Annotated in this window: 19 protein-coding genes; 13 read left to right on the forward strand and 6 right to left on the reverse strand. The window is 43.1% G+C overall.

What is annotated here, in order from left to right:
• Positions 1 to 71 precede the first annotated feature (71 nt).
• The 4 genes from QUA23_RS18505 (at position 72) to QUA23_RS18520 (ending at position 10208) form a co-directional block, all read left to right on the forward strand.
• A complete protein-coding gene (locus QUA23_RS18505) occupies positions 72 to 5600 on the forward strand; it encodes an ATP-binding sensor histidine kinase (RefSeq protein ID WP_333077561.1) in 5529 nt (1842 codons plus the stop codon).
• 48 nt (positions 5601 to 5648) lie between these two features.
• Positions 5649 to 7061 carry an adenylate/guanylate cyclase domain-containing protein gene (locus QUA23_RS18510; protein WP_333035076.1) on the forward strand — a complete coding sequence of 471 codons (1413 nt, stop codon included), beginning with the start codon at positions 5649 to 5651 and terminating at the stop codon, positions 7059 to 7061.
• A gap of 121 nt (positions 7062 to 7182) precedes the next feature.
• Positions 7183 to 8403: a heparan-alpha-glucosaminide N-acetyltransferase domain-containing protein gene (locus QUA23_RS18515; protein ID WP_333077562.1), complete on the forward strand. Its 1221-nt coding sequence runs from the start codon at positions 7183 to 7185 to the stop codon at positions 8401 to 8403.
• Between the two features lie 239 nt (positions 8404 to 8642).
• Positions 8643 to 10208: an NERD domain-containing protein gene (locus QUA23_RS18520; RefSeq protein WP_333077563.1), complete on the forward strand. Its 1566-nt coding sequence runs from the start codon at positions 8643 to 8645 to the stop codon at positions 10206 to 10208.
• Positions 10209 to 10218: 10 nt separating this feature from the next.
• Here the strand turns inward: QUA23_RS18520 and QUA23_RS18525 are convergent, their stop codons facing one another.
• Complete coding sequence (locus QUA23_RS18525; RefSeq protein ID WP_333077564.1) at positions 10219 to 11946, reverse strand: RNA-directed DNA polymerase; 1728 nt, start codon at positions 11944 to 11946, stop codon at positions 10219 to 10221.
• Between the two features lie 183 nt (positions 11947 to 12129).
• Between QUA23_RS18525 and QUA23_RS18530 the strand changes: the two genes are divergently transcribed.
• Positions 12130 to 12402: a hypothetical protein gene (locus QUA23_RS18530; RefSeq protein ID WP_333077565.1), complete on the forward strand. Its 273-nt coding sequence runs from the start codon at positions 12130 to 12132 to the stop codon at positions 12400 to 12402.
• Between the two features lie 53 nt (positions 12403 to 12455).
• Here QUA23_RS18530 and QUA23_RS18535 read toward each other — a convergent pair whose 3' ends face one another.
• Positions 12456 to 12590: a hypothetical protein gene (locus QUA23_RS18535; protein WP_333077566.1), complete on the reverse strand. Its 135-nt coding sequence runs from the start codon at positions 12588 to 12590 to the stop codon at positions 12456 to 12458.
• A gap of 105 nt (positions 12591 to 12695) precedes the next feature.
• Here QUA23_RS18535 and clpP point away from each other — a divergent pair, with 105 nt between their 5' ends.
• Positions 12696 to 13328 carry an ATP-dependent Clp endopeptidase proteolytic subunit ClpP gene (gene clpP, locus QUA23_RS18540; RefSeq protein WP_333077590.1) on the forward strand — a complete coding sequence of 211 codons (633 nt, stop codon included), beginning with the start codon at positions 12696 to 12698 and terminating at the stop codon, positions 13326 to 13328.
• 213 nt (positions 13329 to 13541) lie between these two features.
• Here the strand turns inward: clpP and QUA23_RS18545 are convergent, their stop codons facing one another.
• A complete protein-coding gene (locus tag QUA23_RS18545) occupies positions 13542 to 14495 on the reverse strand; it encodes a hypothetical protein (protein WP_333077568.1) in 954 nt (317 codons plus the stop codon).
• A gap of 880 nt (positions 14496 to 15375) precedes the next feature.
• Between QUA23_RS18545 and QUA23_RS18550 the strand changes: the two genes are divergently transcribed.
• The 4 genes from QUA23_RS18550 (at position 15376) to QUA23_RS18565 (ending at position 20283) form a co-directional block, all read left to right on the forward strand.
• Positions 15376 to 17742, forward strand: a complete 2367-nt coding sequence (locus tag QUA23_RS18550; protein ID WP_333077570.1) for a ribonuclease R family protein — start codon at positions 15376 to 15378, stop codon at positions 17740 to 17742.
• 399 nt (positions 17743 to 18141) lie between these two features.
• Positions 18142 to 18759 (forward strand): flavin prenyltransferase UbiX, encoded by a 618-nt coding sequence (locus QUA23_RS18555; RefSeq protein WP_333035085.1) that lies wholly within the window; start codon positions 18142 to 18144, stop codon positions 18757 to 18759.
• A 65-nt stretch (positions 18760 to 18824) separates the two neighbouring features.
• Positions 18825 to 19709: a LapA family protein gene (locus tag QUA23_RS18560; RefSeq protein ID WP_333077572.1), complete on the forward strand. Its 885-nt coding sequence runs from the start codon at positions 18825 to 18827 to the stop codon at positions 19707 to 19709.
• 22 nt (positions 19710 to 19731) lie between these two features.
• Positions 19732 to 20283, forward strand: coding sequence for a shikimate kinase (locus tag QUA23_RS18565; protein WP_333077573.1), 552 nt, complete (start codon positions 19732 to 19734; stop codon positions 20281 to 20283).
• 929 nt (positions 20284 to 21212) lie between these two features.
• Here QUA23_RS18565 and QUA23_RS18570 read toward each other — a convergent pair.
• Together QUA23_RS18570 and QUA23_RS18575 are read right to left on the reverse strand one after the other, a co-directional pair.
• Entirely contained in the window at positions 21213 to 21656 is a 444-nt protein-coding gene (locus QUA23_RS18570; RefSeq protein WP_333077575.1) for a hypothetical protein, read from the reverse strand.
• Between the two features lie 66 nt (positions 21657 to 21722).
• Entirely contained in the window at positions 21723 to 22127 is a 405-nt protein-coding gene (locus tag QUA23_RS18575) for an NIL domain-containing protein (RefSeq protein WP_006635751.1), read from the reverse strand.
• Between the two features lie 178 nt (positions 22128 to 22305).
• On the opposite strand from QUA23_RS18575, the gene QUA23_RS18580 reads away from it, so the two are divergent.
• The 3 genes from QUA23_RS18580 (at position 22306) to QUA23_RS18590 (ending at position 25066) form a co-directional block, all read left to right on the forward strand.
• Positions 22306 to 22908, forward strand: a complete 603-nt coding sequence (locus QUA23_RS18580) for a thioredoxin family protein (protein ID WP_333077577.1) — start codon at positions 22306 to 22308, stop codon at positions 22906 to 22908.
• A 676-nt stretch (positions 22909 to 23584) separates the two neighbouring features.
• Positions 23585 to 24184 carry a 5-formyltetrahydrofolate cyclo-ligase gene (locus QUA23_RS18585; RefSeq protein ID WP_333077578.1) on the forward strand — a complete coding sequence of 200 codons (600 nt, stop codon included), beginning with the start codon at positions 23585 to 23587 and terminating at the stop codon, positions 24182 to 24184.
• Positions 24185 to 24286: 102 nt separating this feature from the next.
• Positions 24287 to 25066 carry a fumarylacetoacetate hydrolase family protein gene (locus QUA23_RS18590; RefSeq protein WP_333077579.1) on the forward strand — a complete coding sequence of 260 codons (780 nt, stop codon included), beginning with the start codon at positions 24287 to 24289 and terminating at the stop codon, positions 25064 to 25066.
• 73 nt (positions 25067 to 25139) lie between these two features.
• On the opposite strand, the gene QUA23_RS18595 is transcribed toward QUA23_RS18590, so the two are convergent.
• On the reverse strand, positions 25140 to 25613 hold the full coding sequence (locus QUA23_RS18595; protein WP_333077581.1) for a Tic20 family protein: 474 nt from the start codon (positions 25611 to 25613) through the stop codon (positions 25140 to 25142).
• Positions 25614 to 25745 lie beyond the last annotated feature (132 nt).

The following is a 25745-nucleotide window of genomic DNA, read 5'->3' on the forward strand; positions in this document are numbered from 1 at the left end:
ATGTCATCAATCATTTCCGATTTAACCTTTAAAATTGTATAACCGCATATTTAAAATTACCCCCAAATATCATGATTTCTATTCCGGGATACCGCATTGACGGAGAACTTTATACAAACTCTCACACAGTTATTTATCGAGGCCTGCAGCTTGAGGAACAAAAACCCGTTATCCTCAAAACTCTCACGCCGCCATACCCTAGCCCAGCGCAAATATCCCAACTGCTGCACGAATCTGAAATTCTTAAAAATTTGAATTTCCCCGGAATAGTCAAGCTTTACAAAATAGAAACATACAATCACTTTCCGGTTTTAGTTTTAGAAGATTTTGGTGGGATTGCCCTAAAAGACTTTCTCAGCAACAACCAGCTAGAGTTACAACAATTTCTGCATATTGCCATCAAACTAGCAGAAACTATTGGGCAACTCCACGAACACCACATTATCCACAAAGATATTAAACCCAGCAATATTATTGTCAATATCGAGACAGGAGATGTCAAAATTGCTGATTTTGCGATCGCCTCCCTGCTACCGGGCGAAAACCCCGCCCCCAGCCATCCCCATTTACTCGAAGGCACTCTCGCCTATATGTCTCCTGAACAAACAGGACGCATGAATCGGGCGATCGACTACCGCACCGATTTTTATTCTTTAGGCGTCACCTTTTATGAAATGCTTTGTGGCGAATTGCCTTTTAAGGCGATCGATCCCATGGAATTAGTACACTGTCATATTGCTAAAACACCAGTTTCTCCTTGTGAAAACAGAAAGCAAAAAGTAGAAAGCAGAAGCATCGAAGGCAGAATCAATCAAGTAGGAACCAAGGAGATTCCTCAAGTCGTTTCCGATATCGTCATAAAACTCTTAGCAAAAACAGCCGAAGACAGGTATCAAAGTGCTTTCGGACTTTTGTACGACTTGGAAAATTGTCTCGATCAACTGCAAACAACAAGCGAAATTTCCCACATAACCCTCGGCGAGCAAGATCAGTCAAGTCACCTGCAAATTTCCCAAAAATTTTACGGGCGAGAAGCAGAAGTTAATATGCTTCTCAGTATCTTCCAGCGGATGAGGCGAGGCAATACAGAAATAGTGCTGATTTCTGGTAGTGCAGGTGTGGGCAAATCGTCGTTAGTATATGAAGTTTACAAGCCGATTCCGCTGGAAAACGGGTATTTTATTGACAGCAAATTTGAGGAATTTAAGCGCGATATTCCCTATGCTTTTTTGCTCCAAGCTTTTCAAGATTTGTTGCGACAAATTTTCACCGAAAATGCCGCAGAAATCCATATTTGGGAAGAAAAGATTTTAAAAGCACTCGGCGGTAACTGCCAAGTAATTATTGAAGCTATTCCCGAATTAGAACTGATTGTTGGGCCGCAGCCCCCCGTCCCAGATTTAGGAGCAAATGAATCTCAAAATCGCTTTAATTTAGTATTTCAAAACTTCATCCGCGTCTTTGCTCAAAAAGAACACCCCCTAGTAATTTTCCTGGACGACTTGCAGTGGGTCGATTCAGCATCTCTCAAGTTAATAGAACTGCTAGCAACTGACCTGGAAACTCAATATTTATTAATAATTGGAGCTTATAGAGAGCAAGAAGTAGATCCAAATCATCCTCTAATGCTGACCGCCTCAGCAATTAAAAAAGCAGGCGGCACTGTAAGGGCGATCGCCCTTTTGCCTTTAGATATAAGCAGCGTCAACCAATTCGTTGCCGATACTTTGAACTGCGCCCCCGAAAACTCGCTAAGTTTAGCCGAGTTGCTTTTTCAAAAAACTGGTGGAAATCCATTCTTTTTAACTCAACTAATAAAATTTCTTCACTCAAAAACTGTGATTGAATTTAAAATTTCTCCATCGAATAATGTGAGCGATATAGCTGAACCTAACCTGTCGGGCTTAGCGCAACCAATCTCAGAGCAAATTGTGAAAAAATGCCCTATCACAGGCGAGTGGCAGTGGGATATCGAACAAATACAAGAAATGGGAATAACTGACAATGTTGTAGAATTAATGATAGATAACATTCAGAAACTTTCAGAGAATACCCAGGAACTGCTTAAATTAGCCGCTTGTATCGGGAACAAATTTGATTTAAAAACTCTCTCGACAATCGCCGAAAAACCTCTGGCGTCCGCAGCAACAGACCTCGGTGAGGCACTTCATTCCGGTCTGATTTTGCTCGTGAATAACGCCTACAAAATTCCGATCGCACTAGCAGCAAGTACAGAAGTAACAGACACAATATCTAGAGATTTTAGCGAAAAATTTTCCCTGCCAGTGGCTGATGTTCCTAGTGCAACTTACAAATTTTTGCACGAGCGAGTGCAGCAGGCAGCTTATGCTTTAATATCTGATTCTCAACAACAAGAAATCCATCTAAAGATAGGCAAATTTTTACTCAAAAATGCACCGCCAGAGCAATTAGAAGAGCATATTTTTGATACCGTAAACCAACTAAATTTTGCCAAAGAAATCATCACCAGCCAATTAGAACAATTTCAATTATGCCAATTAAATTTAATGGCAGGCCGCAAAGCAAAAGCAAGTGCAGCTTACGAACTTGCCCTGAAATATTTAACCGCAGGTATTGAACTGCTGCCCCCCGAAAGTTGGCAAACTGACTACGACTTGACTCTTGCACTCTACGAGTCAGCAGCAGAAGCTGCTTACCTCAATACCGACTTTGAGCCAATGGAAAAATGGGCTGAAATTGTCCTGCAACACGCAAAAAATGAACTAGACAAAATCAAAGTGTTTGAAATCAGAATCATAGCTTGTGCGATGCAAGCCAAACTCCAAGAATCGGTAAAAATTGGTCGCGAAGCATTAAAAATGTTAGGAATAAACTTTCCCGAATCGCCGATTCCCCTCCACATTCAGCAAGCACTGGCTAAAACCGCAGCTTATTTAACCGGAAAGAAAATAGAAGATTTAATTAACTTGCCGATTATGACAAATCCGCACAAGTTAGCAACGATGCGCGTGCTTTCCAGTATGTTTTCAGCTACATTTATAGTTGAACCTGTGCTGCTGCCACTAATTGTGTGCGAGCAAGTTAATTTATCTATTAATTACGGAAATTCTACTTTTTCTGCCTTCGGTTATGCTAATTACGGAGCAATTTTAAAAGGGATAGTTAGAGATATTGAATCTGGCGATAGCTTCGGTCAATTAGCTTTGAATTTGAGCGATAGGTTAAATGCGTTAGAATTCAAAAGCAAAACGCTTAATTTAGTGGCATTCATTTTGATGAACGGCAAGCATCACGTTAAAGACTCTTTGCCACTATTAGAGGACGCCTATCAAAGCGCGCTAGAAAATGGGGATTTAGAATGTGTCGGATATGCAGCCGTAAATATTTGTCAGTCTTTGTATTTTATCGGTCAAGAATTGCCACAACTGGAACGGAGAATGGTAAGTTACAACCATTTGCTGTTTCAACTCAAGCAAGAAACTGTATTGACTTGGAATCAAATATATCGGCAAACTATTTTGCAATTGATGGGAAAATTGGAAAGTCCACACCTTGTGTTAGGTGAAGCATACAGCGAAGAAAAATTGTTGTCGCTGCTGTTGAAAGCTAACGATCGGGTGGGACTACAGCACTTTTATTTGCAAAAATTAATACTAGCGTATTTATTTGGAGATACCGCTACAGCGCTAGAAAATGCAGCGCAAGCGGAAGTATATTTAGACGGAGTTGCAGGCTTTATTAATGTTTCTGAATACCAGTTTTACGATTCTCTAGCCCGTCTAGCAGCCTATCCATCTGCCACAAATGAAGAACAAGAAGAGCATATTTTTTACGCTGTCAGTAACCGGAAAAAACTCCAACAAAAAGCGCTCTATGCACCCATGAATCTTCAGCACAAATGCGACTTACTTACGGCAGAAAAAGCGCGTGTTTTGGGCAATGTGGTGAGAGCAATGGAATATTACGATCGCGCAATTGAAGGAGCCCAAGAAAACGGATACATACAGGTACAAGCACTAGCAGCAGAATTAGCAGGAGCCTTTTATCTATCCATAGGACGAGAAAAAATTTCTAAAACTTACTTGACAGAAGCGCGTTATTGCTATCAGCGCTGGGGAGCAATAGCCAAAGCATCGCATTTAGAATCGAAATACTCGCACTTGCTAACTTCAGGCTCGATTTCAACTAATATTGAAACTCACAAATCTACCAGCAGCGCTTCCACTACGAACGACAGTGCAGGCGTGCTAGACTTGACCACAGCAGTTAAAGCATCGCAAACTTTAGCCGGCGAAATAGTTCTAGACAAACTGCTGGCAAAAATGATGAAAATTGTCATTGAAAATGCCGGAGGGCAAAGAGGCTTTTTAATACTAGAAAAAGAGGGTCAATGGGTGATTGAAGCATCAGGATCTGTAGATGTCGATCGCGTTGCTGTCATGCAATCTATTCCGATAGATTTTGTAGCCGACGATCGAGAAGTAACTTTGCTGGCAGTTGCAGTTGTGAATTACGTCGCCCGCACCCAGGAAAGTATAGTTTTAAACGATGCCACCCGCGAAGGACAATTTACTCGCACACCCTATATAATGGCAGTTCAACCTAAATCAATTCTTTGCACTCCGTTAATTAATCAAAGCCAACTCACTGGCATTCTATATTTAGAAAACAATCTGACTACAGGCGCTTTTACACAAGACAGGTTAGAAATATTAAAACTGCTGTCTTCTCAAATTTCTATCTCCATCAAAAATGCTCAACTTTACGCCAACTTGCACCAATTCAATCAGAATCTCGAAAATTTAGTACAGCAGCGTACCTCCGAACTCTCCCAAACTTTAGAAGACTTAAAATCAGCTCAAAATAAACTGGTAGAATCGGAAAAAATGGCTGCCCTCGGAGGGTTGGTTGCAGGTGTTGCCCACGAAATCAATACTCCCATCGGCATCGGCATCACCGCCGCCTCCCTGCTTGCTGAAAAAGCCACAAAGTTTTTTGAGGTTTACAGTAACGGCCAAATAAAACGTTCCGAGTTAGAAAAGTTTCTGGATACCGCGATGCAAAGCAGTAATATGATTTTATCTAACCTCACGCGGGCAGCCGACTTGATTCACAGTTTTAAAGAAGTAGCTGTAGATCAGTCGAGCGAGTTAAAACGCACGTTTAATGTTAAAAACTATCTAGAGGAAATTTTGACATCCTTAACAGCCAAACTAAAAAGAACTAAGCACAAAATAAATATTAAGTGTGATGAAAATATTGTAGTTGACAGTTACCCTGGCGTAGTGTGTCAAATTGTGACAAATCTGGTGTTGAATTCCTTAATTCACGCCTACGATGGAGAGGACGAAGGAGTTCTGGCTTTTGATTTCAAACTAGAGGGCGATCGGCTAATATTTGAATATGCCGATAACGGCAAAGGAATTGACCCAGAAAATCTCAGTAAAATTTTTGAACCGTTTTTTACCACCAAAAGAGGCCAGGGAGGCACGGGATTGGGACTGCACATTATTTATAACCTTGTTACTCAAAAACTAAAAGGCACAATTAGCTGCACAAGTCAAGTTAATAAAGGCACAAGATTTATGATTGAATTTCCCGCTAAAATGAGCAATTAGTTATTAGACCGCCAACATGGATATAAGTTTTATATAGGAGAACGATATATGTCAGAAGCTAGTAAAAATCTGTTGGCTGCGGGCGATGACGAATTAATCGCGGCGGGGGATGATGAATTAATATTTGCCGAGGAAGACGAGGCGGAACAAAAACCGCTAGAAGAAAGTTGGAAAATATTAATTGTAGATGATGAAATAGAAATTCATAATATTACTAAACTAGCATTAAACGATTTTAAATTTGAAGGTAAAACTATAACATTTATCAGCGCTTACTCAGGGAAAGAAGCGAAAGAAATAATCCAAAATAACTACGACATAGCATTGATTTTACTCGATGTAGTTATGGAAACAGAAGAAGCCGGCTTGGAAGTAGTTAAATACATCCGCGATATTTTAAATAATCAAATTGTGCGAATTATTTTACGCACTGGCCAGCCCGGACAAGTACCAGAAGATGTAGTAATTGTCAGCTACGATATCAATGATTACAAAACCAAAACCGAACTTACTAATAAAAAATTATTTACCACAGTCGTCACCGCACTGAGAGCATTTAGATCACTCAATCAAATCGAGTCCAGCAAAAGCGAACTCGAAAAAATAGCTGCTGCTTCAGCCCGTTTTGTACCGCGTGAATTTTTGAAGTTTCTCAAAAGAGAAAGCATCGTTGATGCCAGACTAGGAGACTCAGTACAAGCTGAAATGACGATTATGTTTGCCGACATTCGCTCATTTACAAGTCTGTCAGAAAGTATGTCTCCCCGAGAAAATTTTGAATTTCTCAACTCTTACTTAAGCCGAGTTGGTCCTGTTATCCGCGAGTACAACGGTTTTATAGATAAATATATTGGTGACGGGATTATGGCTTTGTTTCCTAACAGGGCTGAAGATGCTGTGCAAGCAGCAATTGAGATGCAGCAGCAAGTGAAAATTTATAACAGACACAGGCAAAACAGTGGCTATCAACCTATTTCGATAGGGATTGGTTTGCATACGGGGACTTTAATGTTAGGTACGATTGGCGAAGCGGAACGAATGGAAAGTACGGTGATTTCTGATGCCGTTAATTTAGCTTCCCGCGTGGAAGGATTGACAAAGCTTTATGGGGTGGCTATTGTAGCTAGCGTCCAAACCCTTTGCCGGATAGACGATCCTCAACATTACAAGTGCCGGTTTCTAGATCGCGTTCAAGTAAAAGGAAAACAAACACCTGTGGCTGTATTTGAAATTTACGATGGCGACTCGCCGACAATGATCGAACTAAAAGCACAAACCCAAACTTATTTTGAACAGGGAATTTTTTTTCACTACCAGCAGCAATTCGCGCAAGCAAGGCAAATGTTTCTGCGCGTTTTACAAATCAACAAGTATGATAAGGCAGCATCTTTTTATGCCGAACGCTGCGATATGTTGATGAAAAATGCAGTCATTATGACTCTGGAAGGAATAGAGATATAGGTAATGGGGAATGGGGAATGGGGAATTGGGAATTGGGAATTGGGCATTAGGCCGAAAAGAATTAGGAAATGGGCATCCGCTAAGATAGTGAACAGTGAACAGTGAACAAATAACTTAATTTATGCGCTTCAAATCCCTTGATGTTTTTCGCGGAATTGCGATCGCCTCCATGATTCTCGTCAACAACCCCGGTAGTTGGAAACAGGTGTATCCGCCGCTAGAACACGCAGAATGGCACGGCTGCACCCCGACAGATTTAGTATTTCCGTTTTTCTTGTTCATCGTTGGCTGCGCGATGTCTTTCTCGCTGTCTAAATATATTCAAAATTATTCAAAAACCGGAAGAGACACCTCAAAAATTACACAAACAAAGGAAAAATCAGAATCTGCTAAAAACCCTCTTTCTTCTTCCTTCTTCCTTCTTCCTTCTTCAAATATTTACTGGCGAATTGCGCGCCGCGCAGCGATTTTATTTATATTAGGGTTGCTGCTAAATACATCTTCGATCGCCCTTGACGTACTTCTCAACAGCGCCCCAGTGGAAAACTTCGGTAAAATCCGCATCATGGGAGTATTGCAGCGCATCGGCTTAGCTTATTTCATCAGTGCGATCGCCATTCTCAACCTTTCCCCCCGCAATCAAAAACTGCTCGCTGTTGCCGTACTTTTGGGCTATTGGGCTGCATTAACCGTAGTGCCTGTAGGGGGGTACACTGCCGGCGAACTCACGCCAGAAGGAAATTTAGGGGGATATGTCGATCGGCTAATTCTCGGTAGCCAACACCTGTACAAAGGCGGCCCCTTCGACCCCGAAGGATTGTTGAGTACCTTACCCGCAGTTGTCACAGTCCTCACAGGCTACTTTACCGGAGAATGGCTGCGAGTACAGCAAATCAAAACCCGCACCAGTATCAACTTAGCAATCTGCGGTCTCAGTTGCGTGGTAATCGGTCACTTGTGGGGATTTCTATTTCCGATCAACAAACAACTCTGGACAAGTTCTTATGTAGTTTTTACTGCTGGTTGGGCGTTGCTATTACTAGCAGCTTGCTACGAAACAATAGAAGTGCGGGATTGGACATGGGGGAGGTCTTTTGAAATCATGGGATTGAATGCAATTTTCCTGTTTGTCGCCTCCGGTATAGTTGCCAGAATTCTGTTAAAAACTCATATTGGTAGTGGTGCAAATGCTCCTACTACCTACACTTGGATTTATGAAAACTGGTTTGTGCCGTGGGCAGGGCCGCTGAATGGTTCTTTAGCGTTTGCCGTGAGTGCGGTATTATTTTGGTGGTTAATTTTGTATGGAATGTACCGCCGTGGTTGGGCGATAAAAATTTGAGTGGTTTGGTATCTAGTGGATATAACTCTTTTCTGGGTAGCGCCAGATCTAGTTGAATCGGAGTGTGCGAGTTACTAGATGCTTGAAAAGGAGACTTCCTATGGCAAGTAGTAGCTAATGGGGCTTGACATACAAAAGCCTTTTGCGGTACTATAAACCATAAAAATTATCCTCCAGTTACTATATAAAAACTTACCAACAAAGTAGTAGTCATCTAAAAAGAGAAGAGGTGAATAGTTATGGCAACAATGATTCCTAAAAAATTATCATCCACAACTAAGAGCTACGCAGAAAAGACTCTATTTCAAATTTTTGAAAAAAATCTGAGTGATGACTACGTTGTTTTTCATGGAGCATGGTGGCAGCACATCAAATATATCGTTCAAGATAGGGAAGCTGACTTCATCATTATTCATCCCGATCGAGGAATTCTTATACTAGAAGCCAAAGGAGGGCAGATCACCTATGATCATCTGAATATGGCTTGGTATCAGAACCAAGACAAGATGAAAATATCTCCTTTTAAACAAGCCAAAGAAATTAAGTTTAAGTTTTTGGATTTTCTCTGTAAACACAACGAATTTAAAAATAAAGATTTTTGTATAGGACAATGTGTGGCTTTTCCTGATATTGATGGGGTGGTAAACAATCTACCCTCTGAAGCACCTCAAGAGATATTACTTTTACGTCCTCAGTTAGGAAATATTAGTGGGTGGATATCTTCGGTTTTTGATTACTATAAAGCGGAGGGACATTTTACAAAACTTGGACAGCAGCGGACAGATTTAATCATTAACCTCATATCTCCAAGTACAGAGTTCAAAAAATATATTGCTAATGATATTAGTGAAACTCACCAAGAAATTCTTCAATTAACACAACAGCAATTCGAGATTTTGAATAATCTGCTCCAACATTCTGAGTGCATTGTTCTGGGTTGTGCAGGTTCAGGGAAGACTCAGTTGGCAATAGAAAAAGCAAGAAGGTTATGCCAACATAAGGTTAAAACACTCGTCATTTGTAAATCTAATAACCTTTCCCTGTATCTCAATGCTTCTTTACAAGATGAAATTAACATGGGGTACTGTGTAGTTTCTACTTTTGAAGAAATACAGCTCAAACCATCTAAGTTGACATTTGAGTTTACAGCAATCATCCTTGATGAAGGACAAGATTTTGAGTCCGAGGAAATTAACGATTTGAAACAGTTGATTCCACCAGATGATGGGATATTCTACATTTTCCAAGATAGTAATCAAAAACTTTCAAAAAATGCAAATAAATTTGCTCTTCAAGTATACCCGACTGTTTTAGATAAAAACTGTCGAAATACTCACAAGATATTTAAATATGCAGAGCCATTTGTCTCCTGTTCTCATCCAATAAAGAGTTCCTTAATGGCAGGAAGAGATGTAGTGTATCAGATATATGAAGATACAGACGAAATATTTATTTTATTAGAAAAAGATATTGCCCATCTAGTGAATAATCATAATGTTATCCCCAATCAGATTGTCATATTAACTGATATGTATCCATCATCTAAGTCCATACTTTCACAATATTCGCATATCGATCGTTTTGATCTTAAACCCTATTCATTGAATAAAGATAAAAATACTATTCACTGGTCTAATATAGGGATGTATAAGGGCTTAGAAAGTGATGTTATCATGTTAATTTTTGAAAAACCAAAGAAAGTGGTATTAAGCAATTGGGATATTGCAGATAGGTATGTTGGAGCAACAAGAGCAAAAAGCTTTCTTGTTGTTTATGAACCTCCCGATCGAGATATTGACTTTTAAGATTGGAATTTTACTGAGAATTCAAGCCTTCAGATTCATATTCTATTTCACTCTCTTCCAAAATCTCTTCAAAAGAAGGTAACCCTGGAGAATGATTTTCATATAAAGTTCCTATCTGATAAACAGCCTGTTGGATCGGTTTTGGTATGGGACGCTTTAAGTTATGAGATACAAAGTCTTGCAAATGTCGATGATCGCGGTCTCTGAACATCAAATAGTAAGCATATATACAATTCAACTGCAATGCGATACAATTGATTTTCATTAACTTAGTTATATGTTCAATAATTCTATTTCTAAGTTTAGTATTTATCCCTATTCTTTCTATATAAGTTACTGCTCCTTTTCGTGGTTTAACCAGATGATGAATAATTCTAGTTTTGATAAATACATTAACAAGTTCATCATCAAATACTTTAAAAAGATATTGAATACTGATGATTTGAATATCATTACTATAATCGTGGAATATGAACTTTACAAACAACCAAGAGTAAGATTTACAATGTTTTGGGTACTTTTTAGACAATATATAAAGCCATTCCATATGCTTACTAAATGTTTGAATTTCGAGTTTTGCGTCTAATTTAATTTCATTCAAAAAACTACAGAATTGTTGTGCTTTATCTTCATCATCAATATTGTGTATTTTTAGAACTTTTTTGGGATATTTTGAAAAATATAGTTGATCATATTGATCCCTTGCTTTTTTAGGATCAATTTCTTTGATAATGTGGGTTTTATCTAGCTTTTTTTCTTGCTTATTTTCATCATAACCCTCTTCTTCAGGTGGCATTCCATAAACTCCACTTTTATTTGAATATTTAATGAATTTAATAATATTTTCTTGAGCTTCTATAATTTTAGTTTTGGAAGTATTTAAATTAAGTCCTATTTTTAGAAGAAATTCTTGTAGGATTATTAATGCTTTTAATGAATCACTTTTATTATTTGTAAAAACTCTAAAATCATCTACATATCTGCCGAAATTTATACCCAAGTTGAATAGTGCTTCATCAACTTCATTAAGAAATATATTAGCTATAAAGCCTTCGGCTGAATTTCCGATCGGTATACCTTGGCTATTATATGTTTCACATAATTTTCCGTCCACGATTGAATAGTAACAAGTTTTGAATTTCAATGTCCTACTAAATAGAATCATAAAAGGACTTTGATTAGTTATGTTTAGTTTCTGGGAAATTGCTGACAGGAGATACTCATGAGATATAGAGTCATAAAAAGATGATATGTCGGTTTTCAGCAGACAAGTGCTATTTTCGACTTGGGCAAATTGCCAATCTATAAATTCTTTAAATCCTCCTGTATAGCGAGGTTTATATAAATATTTCTTGGATTTTTTGTTTTTTATATTTCTATCAAGACGATGTGAAAAGCAATTGCGAACAAAGGTAAAATCCAATAATTCAGCTAATACAGATACAAAAATAAATTTGATTACTAAGTCTTTGAATGGAGTGTATATCATCCTTCTGAAGAACATATCTGATTTGGGTAGATAGAAGGAAAACGCAGTTTCTGGTTCATACAAGTTGGGATTTTCAAGAGACAATTCAATTTCTTTAAATAATTTTTCCTTATTATTTTGTCGGTAGTAAGCTATCTCAATAAAATTGCAGTAGGAATCTTCTTTGATTTGGTAGGAAATAGCATACACATAAGCTTTTTCAAAAACTTCTCTTTTCTTTATCTGTTCAAGCCAAAAATCTTTATTCATTAGTTTAATTAATTTAAATGTTATCCCTCAGCAATGGATTCAATGGGTCAGGGCAAATCCCGAACGGCGGAGGGCATCAAGGGAAGGATTGCCGATCGCACTTCTAATGATATGAGAAAAGGGCGACCGATATTCCGATCGAGACACCAGTTTAGGTTAAATTTCAAGCCAGGATGATGTATTATGCCGACCACTGCTCAAGAAATCTATATCCAAGTTGTCCGCACTTTGTCACTAACAGAGTGGCTCCGCTTGGCAACTCTTATCCTCAACGAGTTATCGCAGCCAAATCTCGCTGTAGTCGAGCCAAGTGATACCTGGACTGAGGAAGATTGTCTTGATGTCACAACCTTTTCTTTGCAATACGCAGCTACTATCGTTCATAGCGACCCCGACATTTTAGGGGGGGAGTCTTGTCTTTATCGGTACTCGCGTCCCGATGAAAATTCTGCTTGATTGTATCGAAGCTTGTGATTTGCTGAATGAGTTTCTAAACCATTTTGCTAGTGTCAGCCGCGATCGAGCGATTTCAGTTCTCGCAACGATACGATCGCCACATAACAACGTTTATTGATGTTCGCTTCCTCAACATCGATCGCCCTTGGATCGGAAATCCGATCGCACACCCGCCACAACTTCGACAAATGACCGCCCCAATCCCTCCCAGCTAAAGGATTTTGCCGATTTAGCGATCGCGCGCCACCCCTCCCTAACTATAAATGAACCCAAATCGCTAAAATTAAAAAAAGATACGTAATAGGCAGGCCCGGTCAATGATCCCAACCGTTATAGAACAATCCGGTCGCGGCGAACGCGCCTTTGACATTTACTCGCGACTCCTGCGCGATCGCATCGTCTTCTTGGGCCAACAGGTTGACTCAGACTTAGCCAACCTGATCGTTGCCCAATTGCTATTTTTAGACGCCGAAGACCCCGAGAAAGATATTTACCTCTATATCAACTCCCCAGGGGGTTCGGTAACAGCAGGTATGGGCATTTTTGACACCATGAACCACATCCGCCCCGACATTTGCACTATTTGTCTCGGTTTGGCCGCCAGCATGGGCGCTTTTCTGTTGAGTGCCGGCGCTAAAGGCAAGCGGATGAGTTTGCCCCACTCCCGGATTATGATCCACCAACCTCTAGGCGGAGCTCAAGGACAAGCAACCGATATTGAAATTCAGGCAAAAGAAATTTTGTACCACAAGCGCCGCCTGAACGAACATCTTGCCAACCATACCGGTCAGCCGCTTTCCCGCATTGAAGAAGATACCGAACGGGATTTCTTCATGTCCGCTGAAGAAGCAAAGGACTACGGATTAGTCGATCAAGTCATCGATCGCCGTCCTTCCGCCAGCCGCCCGATCGCCGCTGTGGTCTAAATAAAAAATTAAAAATCAAAAATGAGGAAATATTCTTCATTTTTGATTTTTAATTTTTAACAGTCATATAGCAGTTTTCAGTGGAGTGAATTACAGATGCTGGGGCCCATGATACGGCGTCCTAGTTAAGTCCTTACTGTATTTCATACAATTGAAAACTGCTATATGTAGCTTTTTATAAAAAACATCACACCTAGAAACCATACATAATTACTAGGGCAAAGATTCGAGATATTGCAGGAAGTCGAGCAATTCTACTTGATTTAAGAAATGGCGCGCTTCTTTGCCATAACCTTGTTTGAGATAATCTTTTCCTTGGTTGGGAGTCCAGCCCAACCGCTTGATTTCCTCAGTGGTTCTGCTGTAGATTTCCAGATATTCTAGAAAATCTACTAACTGTTCGCTAGAAAGCTCTCTCTGGGACGACTTGCCGTAATTTTGTTCGAGACAATCGCTTTCCTGTTTTTTCTTCCATTGCAGGCGTTTGAGGATGGCGTCTATTTCGGCGATCGTATCCGAATTATCCTCGATCGCATCGCTGGGAATTCCCACTGCGATCGGTTGCAATTCCCTGACCTCGGCGGCACCCTGTAGCAGTTCACTTTGGCTAGCAGTCGGCACATCAAGTTCCTGAAGTGGTTCGCCGTAGCTAGAAGAAAGCCAAGCATCCGAGTCTAACTGCTTCGGTACAAATCCAGTAGCCTCCGGCAGATCGACCTTTGGAGGCAGCGGTTCCGGTACAGGTGCGATCGGCTCTTCATTTAATTTCGCTTCAGTCTTGACAAAATTGCTTTGATGTGTTTGAGGCAATTTGTCAGCAACAGGCATTTCTAGAACCGGAAGAGGAACACTTGTCGGTCCAACAGGAACCGGAACAGCAGGAGGAGGGGGAGGGGGAACAGCAGCAACAGAAGCAATCGGAGCAACCGGAGCCGGATCAACACTTGCGATCGCACTTGCGGGCTGAGCAAATCCAAGGATAGCGATCGCTCGCAACCGGGCGCGGTCTTCAGCATCCTCAACAGACTCAGCAGCCGACATAGCCGTAACAAGAGTTTTGCCGTCAACCTGAACCAGACAGCGAACAACAAACTTACCGTGATGAACAGTCAGCAACTCACAGATTAACTGTCCAGCGGGATAAAGGGCGCGAAATTCAGCAAACATAATTTTTTGACCCCGAAACCAGAAGGGGCTTATGACTTAAGTGTAGTACAGCCCAGAGAAAACTATTTTCTGAAAGCACCTATTCAACATACAATAAATTAAAGGTGAGTCATCCGCGCAACCTTTCACGCCACTAAACCCCATCCCACCTCCGGCAGTTTAAGCTAACAAGCACCGGGCGTCATTTCTACCTATAGGAGATGGCACAGCAACTAAGCGAAAGTAGTAAAAGTCTCCGGTTTTGTGTACCTTGCACTTTCTACAGCACAGATTGCTCCCGACCCGCTCGTTGCACCTCCGTCCGCAAGGACAGATCGCGTGCAAAAAAACAAGGGCTTCGCAGCAGCGAGCTACTAGCAATTTTGCCTTAAAGATCCGGTAAATTCTTTGCTAAAGCAAGAAGCAAGAGGCACTTCAAAAGGAAGAAGGAACAAAGCAGAAGGAACAAGGCAGAAGGAAGAAATGCAAATTTTATCCCTCTCCATCCCTCCATCGGCTCATCCTCGACTCAAGCCGTTGCTTTCAGTATCGAGCCATCTTTTAAGAACCGACAGGGGCTTTCTAATTCGCGAAGTGCTCGGCGCTGCTGACCTAAAAGCAAACAAACCAACGCTAAAAAATTGTATTGGGGAATAGCGTGCGGGACATTTGTCTGCACCGTCAGCAGTCAGTTCAAGACAGACAGCAGACAATTAGCACCAAGCCGGTGTCGGGAGAGAATCTCAAAAAAACCTCGCGATGAAACAAGGTGGCTGTGCTCGCGTCTCCACCTATCAACCCGCGCATTTGTTGGGAAGCAGGCACTACGAGGGCCCGAGGGGGTGCGGCTGATTTCGCCAAAATTAGACTAATTGCTGGAAACAAGAGGATCGATCGCTACATGGAATTTTCTATCGCTGCACTGCTGGCAAATTTTACAGAAGACAAATTAGTGGCTCCCAAAGCATTGGAGAAAAAACTCGACTGCAACGACGCCACCAGTCAACTCAAACTTCAAATCGCATTAGAAGCTCTAGAGAAAATTGGCATATTAGTCAAAGACAAAGGCCGCTATCGCCGAGTAGCTGAAGACGACGTAGTAGAAGCAAAACTGCGCTGTTCTAGCAAAGGATTTTGCTTTGCAATTCAAGACGCCGAAGGCTCAGAAGACGTTTACGTGCGGGAAAGTCACCTTTCGACAGCTTGGAATGGCGATCGAGTATTAGTCAAAATCATCAAAGAAGGTAGCCGCCGCCGATCGCCCGAAGGCGAAGTCATGCTCATCCTCGAACGCGCCAACCCCTCGGTACTCGCGCGAGTCAAGCAAACCGCCACCCCCACCGGCCGCGTCAGCTACAGAGCAATCCCCCTGGACGATCGCCTGTTGTTTGAACTAGACTTGCTCGCAAATGGCACAAATCTCCAAGAGGCGATCGACCACCTAGTACACGTCGAAGTCAAACGCTACCCTCTCGGCACCCACCGCCCAGTCGGCAAAGTAGTACAGGTACTCGGTTCCGACGCCGAAGCCGCTGACGACCTCGACATCGTATGCTGCAAACACGACTTGCCGCGATCGTTCCCTGCCGCCGTCATCAAAGCAGCAGAAAATTTGCCCAGCAAAGTCAAAAAAACCGACATCAAAAAACGCCTAGATTTGCGTAACATTCTGACTGTTAGCTTCAGCAAAAACGTACCGGGAACAACCAACAGCGAAAACGATGCCCCTAAAGTTGAGGAGGAAAATCTCTCAGAGGGAGGAGCCGGAAACGAGTTCGATCCGACATCGTTCCTCTCCGATCCGCCAGTGGAACGCGCTTTGTCGATCGAAACCCTGAAGCCCGGCCGCTGGCAAATAGGAATCCACATCAGCGACGCCGCCGAGTACGTGCAGCCAGAAACCCCGATCGACCGCGAAGCCCGCAAGCGAGGCACAGCGGCCCATCTGGGAGAAAAAATCATCGCCGTACTGCCAGAAACCCTCAACGAGCGCTGCTCTCTGCTGCCAGATACCGAACGGCTGACCTTCAGCATACTGCTCACCCTAGACGAATCTGGAGAACTCTTAGAATACGAAATTCAAGCCAGCGTCATTCAAATTGACTACCACCTCACCTACCAGCAAGCTCAAGCAATTCTCGAACCAGGCGATGCCGAAGATCACCCTTTATCATCCGCCCTCCGTCCTTTCCTAGATCAAATGTCGGCTGCCTCACAGGCTGCCAGAAAGGCAAGGCTCAAGCGGGGAGCTTTTGAACTAAATTTGCCCGATGCTAACTCTCACTTCGACGACGAAGGCGAATTAGGAGCTTTTGCATTCGCTCCCCCCGCCCAGTCGGCTGTCTCCGAGTTGGTGGTACTCGCCAACCAAGCTGTCGCCACTCACCTGCTGGCCTTGGGAGTCCCAGCAATCTACCGCGTCCAGCCGATGCCAGACCCGGCAGACATTCAAGAGTTCATCAAACTCTCCAACAACCTCGGAGGCGAACTGTATCTCGAAAGCGAAGAAGAAGTTTTGCCCTTGGACTTTCAGCGATTTACCCAGCAGTTTGCCGGCCTTAAGTCTGAAAGAGTTCTCACCTACCTCCTAGAAGACACCATGAAGCCCGCTGTTTACAGCACCACTCCCAAGCCGCACTTCGGTTTGGCGCTGTCAGAGGGTTACACGCGCTGCACTTCGCCGCTTTCCCGCTACGCCGATTTGTTGATACTGCGGGTGTTGCAAGCGGTGTTCGAGCAAGGCCGCAGCAGTCGCACCACACGGGCTAAGGAAAAAGTTGACTTGCACCATTCCTCCTGTCACGGTCAAATTACTTGGAATGTTCTCCCCCCAGATTTGCACCACGAATTTGAGACAGAGTTTGCATCGGCCGTGGTACACCTGACGGAACGCGAAAGGGTTGCTGAGGATGCCGAAAGCGATTTGCAGGGATTGAAGAAAACCGGATTGATGAAAGAACGCACCGGCCAAACTTTCCAGGGTTTGATTACAGGCGTGCAGTCTTACGGTTTCTTTGTGGAAATTGAGGTGCGGCCGCCGGAGAGCGACATCCTGCGAGTTGAAGGACTGGTACACGTTTCTTCGCTGAAGGATGACTGGTACGAATATCGATCGCGCCAGCAAACTCTGGTGGGTCGCAAAAACCGCAACCAGTACCGTTTGGGCGATCGGGTAGAAGTTCAAGTCAAGAGCGTTGACTACTACCGCCAGCAAATTGATTTAGTTGCAGTTGGCGGGGGCAGTCAAGCTTTTGATGATGATGAATAATCAGTTGACTGTTGACAGTTGACAGTTGATTTTCCTCAATACTTAGTTGTCATTGTCTAACAACTAAGTATTTAGAGGTTGGCAGCAAACTATACTCAGCAATCATCAAAAAATAATTAATGACTAATATCAAATCCGATAGCATCGGAATTGTAAAATACAGTAAACAGTTAATAATCACGGACGGTGCAACCGGAATTTATATAATTTATCTGCGTTAATCTGTGTTAATCTGCCTATATCGGCGGTTAAAAAAAGAGAATTTATTTACCGCAGATGACAAGGGATGAAAACTAATTTACGCAGATGAAGATAAGAGATTTATGAATAATTCCGATGGTAACAGAGTTGATATAACAACTAATTACTAACAGTCAACCGTCAACTAAAAAATAACTAATGACGAATAACTACCCCCTAATTGTAGGAGTTACCGGTGCATCGGGACTGATTTATGCGGTGCGAACTCTGAAGTTTATGTTGGAGGCCGATCGCGCTATTGAACTGGTCGCTTCCAAGTCTACTTACATGGTTTGGCAAAGCGAACAGAACACCCGAATGCCCGCAGAGCCGACGCTTCAAGAGGAATTCTGGCGGGAACAAGCAGGAGTAGCCACAATGGGTAAACTTCGGTGCCATCCCTGGCAAGATGTCGGTGCTAATATTGCTAGTGGCTCCTTTCGAACTCAAGGGATGATCGTTATTCCCTGTAGCATGAGTACGCTGGGCAAGTTGGCGGCTGGCTTGAGTTCGGATTTGCTCGAAAGAGCGGCCGACGTTCAGCTCAAGGAAGGGAGAAAATTGGTACTCGTGCCTCGCGAAACGCCTTTTAGCTTGATTCACCTGCGGAATTTGACGACCTTGGCGGAAGCTGGAGCTAGAATTGTACCAGCGATTCCTGCTTGGTATCACAATCCGCAAACTATTGAAGATTTGGTAGACTTTGTGGTGGCTCGCGCTTTAGACCAGTTGGGGATTGATTGCGTTCCTCTCAAACGCTGGAAGGAAGAAGAGTAATAATTAGTCATTAGTCATTAGTCATTAGTTATTAGTCATTTACAAATTACCAATTAAAATTTGATATGCGACCTGTATTTTTGCTAGTAATTGTGGTGGGGCTGACTATTTTTGCCCTGCAAAATGTGGAGCCAGCATTATCTCTGGTATTTTTGGGAATTCGATTGCCTGCTGTCCCCTTATCTATCTGGATTTTGGTGAGCATGGCGGTGGGAGCTCTCACATCTTTATTGATTTCTGGTTTGCTGGCTTTTTCAAATTACCTATCTTCAACGCGAACCCGCACCGGCCGATCCAGTCGCAGCCGTCCCGATACTTTCCCCGAAGACGGGAGAACACCTTACACGCCACCTCCCCCTCCTAGAAAACAGGAAATTGACCCGGATCTGAATAGGGAAAATAGCCAAACTCAGGCTGCTGGTTCCTACCGAACTGAGTACGGTACCCCGGCCGGTTACAGTTCCCGGACTTTCCTGCAAGAAACTCCGAACCCGGATGGGGCGAAGAACTACGCTCAACCGGGGACTTATGCAGCCGCAGACGATGAGGACGATTGGGTCTCAGATGGCTCAAAATCCGGCTCTCAAGGGGGTGATGACGATTGGGGGGACGATCGCGATTTTCCCGATCGACCGCAGGTAAATGATGTTCCAGCGGCAAATCCGAGGGCTTACGAAGCTCAGCAGGAACCGAAAAGCAAATCTTGGGCTGGCTCAGTATATTCTTACGGCTATCGAGATCCGAGCCAGTCTGGGGTGGGGCAAACTGAGTCTGTATACGATGCGGAGTATCGAGTGCTGGTTCCTCCGGGAGGGGAGATTCCTAAACCCGCTGATGAAGCACAAATAAATCCTCTTGCAGAAGCAGAGGATGATTGGGGATTGGATGAGGGTGATGAGTTTGATGACGAGGATAGCCCCAGTGGCGGCTCGATTAACCTGAAAAAATAGAAAAATATCGGAGGATTTGGCCGTGGAGGGGTTGAGGGGAGTAAATATTTATCTCGTCGGGATGATGGGTGCGGGAAAAACAACGGTAGGGCGGATTTTGGCAAGAAAATTAAAATACCGTTTTTTTGATACTGATGAACTAATTGTTCGAGTTGCTAATCAGTCAATTGCTGAGATTTTCGAGCGAGAAGGGGAAGAGGCTTTTCGGGAACTAGAAAGTAAAGTGCTCGGCGAATTGTCTGCTTATCAAAATTCGGTTGTGGCTACGGGCGGTGGCATTGTGGCCCGATCGATGAATTGGGGTTACTTGCACTACGGTGTAGTAGTTTGGCTGGATGTGCCTGTAGATCAACTGTACGATCGACTGCGTTCGGACACCGCTCGACCCCTACTGCGGGAGGGCGAGATCAAATCTAAGCTGCAAAGCCTTTTGAAAGAGCGAGAGCGTTTCTACACTCAAGCAGATGTCCGAGTCTGTGCTGGTGTGGGGGAAAGGCCTGAAGCAGTGGCGACTAGGGCGATCGAGGAAATCCAAAAAGTTATCAAATCCGAAACCGGGCCCGATCTCAATTGATACTTTCAGAAACCGGGTTTCTAAGGACTTTTGGTATTAGTTCCCAAAAATAATGCAACTCTACACAAGCTCCCAAGCACCAGATTCATCATTCATTCCCAAAATCTAAAATCTAAAACCTAAAATCTAAAATGGTATGACTTCGGTAAAAATACTGATTTTTGTCTCAGTGTGTCCGTTTAACCATCCAATATTCTGAAATCCACCGGGTTTGAGTGGATGTGAAGCGTAACTTTTATAAGTATGAGGATATGGCGATGGGGAGATTTTATACAACAACTAATGGCAGACTCATCTGATGCGTTAAAGTCGGCTATTGAGTTCTCCCTAAAAATAAAAGGGCCCCACCGCTGAAGGGCTGTAGGGCGCAAGGACAGTTAAACGCTAACTTGATTGTCGGGAAATTTAGCATAAATGCTATCCTCCTATGTGACGATTTTACGATCGTCCATTCACTCATCAACTCTCCCGTATCAAAAAATGTAACCCAGCACCGATCGAATTCAACCTGTCCTATTCTAAGAACAATACCTCATGCATTCTGACTAGCAGCTCCCGAAAGCTGCTTTTTTATTGCGATCGAGTTTTTGGCTGCGGGACTTGCGGGATCTTAGCAATAACATTTTGAGCAACAGTCGCTACAATTCAATACAGCCCTAGGGGTTTTGATTTCGACTCCGGGTTCGTCGGTAATTGGTAATTAGTAATTAGTAATTAGGAATTAGTAAGGCTAAACGGAGAATCGCTCATTGACAACCTATACCTCACTAGGCTTGAAAACTGCTATGATTGCGGCGCGGAACGGGTAATTAATTCGAGTGGAAAATTCAAAAAAGTAAGCTGTATTTATTGATGGGCTATCTGATAGTTCTCTGCTAAATATCCGTTGCGAGTTAGAGAATTTGGTTTGGTGAATTTCTCGCCCCTCATTAAGAGAATACGAGCCTGCCTGTTTTTAACCAAAACTCCACCGCTCCGCCCAACGCTACACCAGTTAAACAAATGCTAGCTAATACCGCAAAAGCCCGCCAATTTTTCCAACCAGATATTTGAATATCGAGTCTTGCCAAAGCTCCGGCTGAAATCAAGACTAAGCAAGTAGCAAAAAGGTGCATCCACGCAAAAACTACCACTGCCACAAAAGCTCCTACAATAATAGAAATAAAAGCCCCAATATCACTGGAAAACCACCGCACTATTAAGCCTTTTATCCCTTTCAGCGGGAACGACAAGGCAACAGCTAACACTAAAATTGAAGCTATGGCTAAAAACCAAGTTAGGTGCGGGGGCACATCAAACTCAGACAATTTCCAGCCAAAAGTGAAATAAGTAACAAAAAGTAGTGTTAGGGAAACCCAAGAGTTTTTTTTCATCCTATGGCACAATTAGGGGAACCACGACGCAAAAAACATGATAATCCTGATGAGTTTGTACAGGGCCTAAAGGTTAGTAGAAATAGCTTGCACCGGACAAGTAGGGATGCACTGCTCACAAACGATACACCGCGATCGAGCAAAACTTAGTTTAAAGCTTTCGGGGTCAAGGGTCAAGGCTTCAGTCGGGCAAACCCCGGTACACAAACCGCAGTGAACGCAGATATCTTCGTCTATGAGTATTTCCCGGCTAGCTAGGGAAACGCCGATGTTTTGCGATCGCATCCAGTCGATCGCCGCTTCTAGTTGGTCGATGTCCCCTGATAACTCTAGCACCAGTTTGCCCACTTGATTCGGAGCCACCTGAGCACGGATAATGTTGGCGGCAACATTAAAATCCTTTGCCAGTCGATAGGTGACAGGCATTTGGATCGATCGTTGGGGAAACGTCAGTGTTACCCGTTTTTTCACCCTGTAAGTCCTCGATAATTTACAAACAATCTTTGTTATCTTATGTTTTAGCGCACTTAGTCTAATTACTGCCTTTAGCAGAAATTTTTATGAGATGGGTCTGATTATCTCAAAATGTGGTATAATCTGAATCTAATATTTAAAATAAAAACATAGAAATCAAAGCGCCATTTATTTTATGACCCAGAATTCCCCCAAGTCAACTGTTGCCCCCGCCGCCAAAAATCCCGAAATAAAAGTCGCCACGCGCCTCAGAAACTTATTGATCGTTTTAACAGCGATCGCCCTTTCAATATCCATCTTTTTAGGGCTGCAAACCCAAACGCCGTCAAGCAGCCTCACCGACATGGCAAAAGCTTCAACGCCATTAGAAACAGCTTTAGTAAATGGCAAACCGACCCTCATGGAATTTTATGCTAATTGGTGCGGTAGCTGTCAGGCAATGGCTAAAGATCTGAGCGAAATAAAACAGAAATACGCTGAACCGATGAATTTTGTGATGCTGAATGTAGACAATGACAAATGGCTGCCAGAAATCACAAAGTATCGAGTAGATGGCATTCCGCACTTTGTCTATTTGAACGATAAAGGCAGCCCCGTTGCGGAAACAATGGGCGAAATGCCGCGCAGTATTATGGAAGCTAACTTAGAAGCTTTAATTGCAGGAAAACCTCTGCCACACGTCCAAGCAGGGGGTCAAGTTTCTAATTTTACTCCCCCCACAGGGCCTGTGAAAACAAGTAGCTCTGACCCCCGCACTCACGGCTCTCAAGTACAGTAAAAGAAGTCATTAGTCAGTAGTCCGTAGGAATAAGATGCGTTGCTGATTTACGGTATGAAAGGCTAAATATGCCAGTCATAGAAACCAGTACTGACAAAGCTTGGGGATTTTCAACTTATTTTTTCAGACCCTGATTAAGCAACGCCCATTCAAGAAATATTCCGAGGTAGGGTGGCAGAATTTTTAAAATATGATAGGCTATTCTTAGGCGAAGAATTGGCAGCAAACTTAAGATACGCAGATAAATCTTTTGTGATAATTAGAGAAAAACCTCATCTGCCTCCCTCCTCAGCCGCGAAGCAAATTCAGTTTCAATAGAGCAATTGCTAAAAAATGCCGATTTATCGACCTCCGAGTTATTCAACGGGCTGCAATCTTTGGGAAGGCGATCGTTAGTTGAAATAGAAGAACAGGAGAATGAAATGCTATTCAGCGTTTGTCCTGTGGTAAGACAATATGTGCTCTCAAATCCCGTTGGCTGATACTTTTCGACAGTCCGACATTCCGGCAGGGGTTTCAACCCCTGCCTCAAAGCTAAATTCGGTTAAAATCGACTAAAGAATGTGATGAAAATGTAATTAATTGTTGTAGTCCTCTTTTAGAGGACTTTCCCTGTGAGACACGGGTTTTCAACCTCTGTCGGACTGGAACTAAAACGAGAGATTCGATCGAAAACATGAATACTGCTGAACCTTCATTAACTAAAACAGAATTAAGAAAATCGCTCCTCAACACCCGCAAATCCCTATCAGCACAAGAATGGAGACAAAAGAGCGCGAGCATCTGCAATCACCTGCAAAAATCGCCCCTATTCACCGAAGCAAAAACAATCCTCGCCTACTTCAGTTGTCGCCAAGAACCAGATTTAAGTCCCCTATTTGTAACTCCCCGCAAATGGGGATTTCCCCGCTGTGTCGGCAAAGAGCTATCCTGGCACATCTGGCAGCCCGGAGATGCTTTACATACTGGAGCTTATCGCATACTCGAACCACTGCCGGATGCTCCTAGAATAGATTACTTAGAAGTAGATTTAATCCTCGTACCCGCTGTAGGCTGCGATGTTTGCGGCTATCGGTTGGGCTACGGCGGCGGCTATTACGACAGAATGCTCAGTTTAGCTGAGTGGGAATCAAAAGTTACGATCGCCACAATCTTTGAATTTGCCTTGCTGGCCCAACTACCCGTTGACTCCTGGGACAAACCGCTACACGGAATTTGCACAGAGAGCGATTTGACAATCGTACAGCAAAAATCAAAAAGGTCGATCGAGCAATAAATTTTCAGAAATTATCCCTAGATCCATGTTTATATATATTCTATTTAGGACTTGCACAAGTCTTTTTGAATCTAGAATCTAAAACCTAAAATCTAAAATACTATGGCCCAGCGCTACGTTCGAGTTAAAACAACACAAGGACACATCCATTACGGTTTACTGCAACTCAGCCACAGCGTTCAAGTATTTGATGCACCGCCCTGGTTAAAAGGACAACCAACCGATTTGGAACTTTCACCTGATACTTACCAAATTCTCGCCCCGTGCTCTCCCTCAAAAATTGTAGCCGTAGGCAAAAATTATGTCGATCACGCCGCCGAGATGGGAACCCCAGTACCGGAAGAACCCCTGTTGTTTTTCAAGCCTCCGAGTGCAGTCATCCCTGCAGGTGCAGCGATTCGCTATCCGCAGCAGTCGGAAAGGGTAGACTACGAGGGAGAATTAGCGCTGGTAATTGGCGAACATTGTACCAACTGCACTCCCGAACAAGCACACAGCAAAATTTGGGGCTATACTATCGCCAACGACGTAACAGCCAGAGATTTGCAAAAGCGGGACAACCAGTGGGCTAGGGCCAAAGGTTTCGATACATTTTGTCCCTTGGGGCCTTGGATTGTCCGCGAACTGAGTCCTGCTGCACAATTGCAGACTTTTCTCAATGAGAGCGAGCGACCGGTACAGTCATCCCAGATCGATCGCATGGTCTTTTCGCCAGACTTTCTCGTCTCCTACATCAGTCAAGTAATGACCCTAATTCCCGGCGATGTGATACTGACTGGAACTCCGCAAGGAGTAGGGCCGCTACAAATAGGCGATCGAGTCCGCATCGAAATTGAAGGCATCGGCAGTCTTGAAAATACAGTAGTTATTAGTAATGGGTAATTGGTAATTATCACCAACAACTAACAACTAACAACTGCAAACTGTCAACTGTCAATAGCCAACTGCCAATTGACTAACGTACCTGCATATAAACAGCATCCGAAAGCGGAGGAATCTCTGCATAGCGTCCCAAAAGCGACTGCACGACTGCATAGACAAATGCAGCAAAAGCGCCCAAAAACACCATGTTATACAGAGTTTCGGCAATAAATGCGACTTGGACGCCGTTAGAAAAAATCGGTAAAACCAGACCGCACAGCATCAAAACAATGTCTAAAAGAATCGCCTGCATCGCATTAAAACGAATGAAGTGACTGATGTTTTCGTTTCTAACTACTCCTAAATACAGGGCAAAGAAGATAATCAAGCTAGCAAAGGGCAAACTATAAATTTGCATCAATGGAGCTAGCGGTATCAACAACAGTTGCAGGACAGGAAACTGTGTAAACAGAAACCTGCCAAAGGCAAGCCCGTCAACCAACGGGAGCAAATAAGGCAAAGAAGCAAAAATCCGGTCTGGAACAGTTGTAGATCCGCGCCAAGTCATAATGAACTCTCCTGAGTCGATCGATTAACTATGAATTCCATTAAACTCAGGATAACGCAGCAGCAGGGTTTGTGTTTCGACTCTGCCGGAACTTGCTTTTCACTCAGCAGGGAGCAGCCTCAACTACCGACG

Source organism: Microcoleus sp. Pol1C5 (assembly GCF_036701115.1).
Taxonomy (GTDB): Bacteria; Cyanobacteriota; Cyanobacteriia; order Cyanobacteriales; family Microcoleaceae; genus Microcoleus.

What these genes read in the sequence shown, in the direction of transcription:
- QUA23_RS18550 (WP_333077570.1), top strand. Translation starts at nt 15,376, where the DNA reads ATGGAATTTTCTATCGCTGCACTGCTGGCAAATTTTACAGAAGACAAA.
- QUA23_RS18505 (WP_333077561.1), top strand. Translation starts at nt 72, where the DNA reads ATGATTTCTATTCCGGGATACCGCATTGACGGAGAACTTTATACAAAC.
- QUA23_RS18570 (WP_333077575.1), bottom strand. Translation starts at nt 21,656, where the DNA reads ATGAAAAAAAACTCTTGGGTTTCCCTAACACTACTTTTTGTTACTTAT.
- QUA23_RS18555 (WP_333035085.1), top strand. Translation starts at nt 18,142, where the DNA reads ATGACGAATAACTACCCCCTAATTGTAGGAGTTACCGGTGCATCGGGA.
- QUA23_RS18510 (WP_333035076.1), top strand. Translation starts at nt 5,649, where the DNA reads ATGTCAGAAGCTAGTAAAAATCTGTTGGCTGCGGGCGATGACGAATTA.
- QUA23_RS18585 (WP_333077578.1), top strand. Translation starts at nt 23,585, where the DNA reads ATGAATACTGCTGAACCTTCATTAACTAAAACAGAATTAAGAAAATCG.
- QUA23_RS18525 (WP_333077564.1), bottom strand. Translation starts at nt 11,946, where the DNA reads ATGAATAAAGATTTTTGGCTTGAACAGATAAAGAAAAGAGAAGTTTTT.
- QUA23_RS18560 (WP_333077572.1), top strand. Translation starts at nt 18,825, where the DNA reads ATGCGACCTGTATTTTTGCTAGTAATTGTGGTGGGGCTGACTATTTTT.
- QUA23_RS18520 (WP_333077563.1), top strand. Translation starts at nt 8,643, where the DNA reads ATGGCAACAATGATTCCTAAAAAATTATCATCCACAACTAAGAGCTAC.
- QUA23_RS18515 (WP_333077562.1), top strand. Translation starts at nt 7,183, where the DNA reads ATGCGCTTCAAATCCCTTGATGTTTTTCGCGGAATTGCGATCGCCTCC.
- QUA23_RS18595 (WP_333077581.1), bottom strand. Translation starts at nt 25,613, where the DNA reads ATGACTTGGCGCGGATCTACAACTGTTCCAGACCGGATTTTTGCTTCT.
- QUA23_RS18580 (WP_333077577.1), top strand. Translation starts at nt 22,306, where the DNA reads ATGACCCAGAATTCCCCCAAGTCAACTGTTGCCCCCGCCGCCAAAAAT.
- QUA23_RS18530 (WP_333077565.1), top strand. Translation starts at nt 12,130, where the DNA reads ATGCCGACCACTGCTCAAGAAATCTATATCCAAGTTGTCCGCACTTTG.
- QUA23_RS18590 (WP_333077579.1), top strand. Translation starts at nt 24,287, where the DNA reads ATGGCCCAGCGCTACGTTCGAGTTAAAACAACACAAGGACACATCCAT.
- QUA23_RS18545 (WP_333077568.1), bottom strand. Translation starts at nt 14,495, where the DNA reads ATGTTTGCTGAATTTCGCGCCCTTTATCCCGCTGGACAGTTAATCTGT.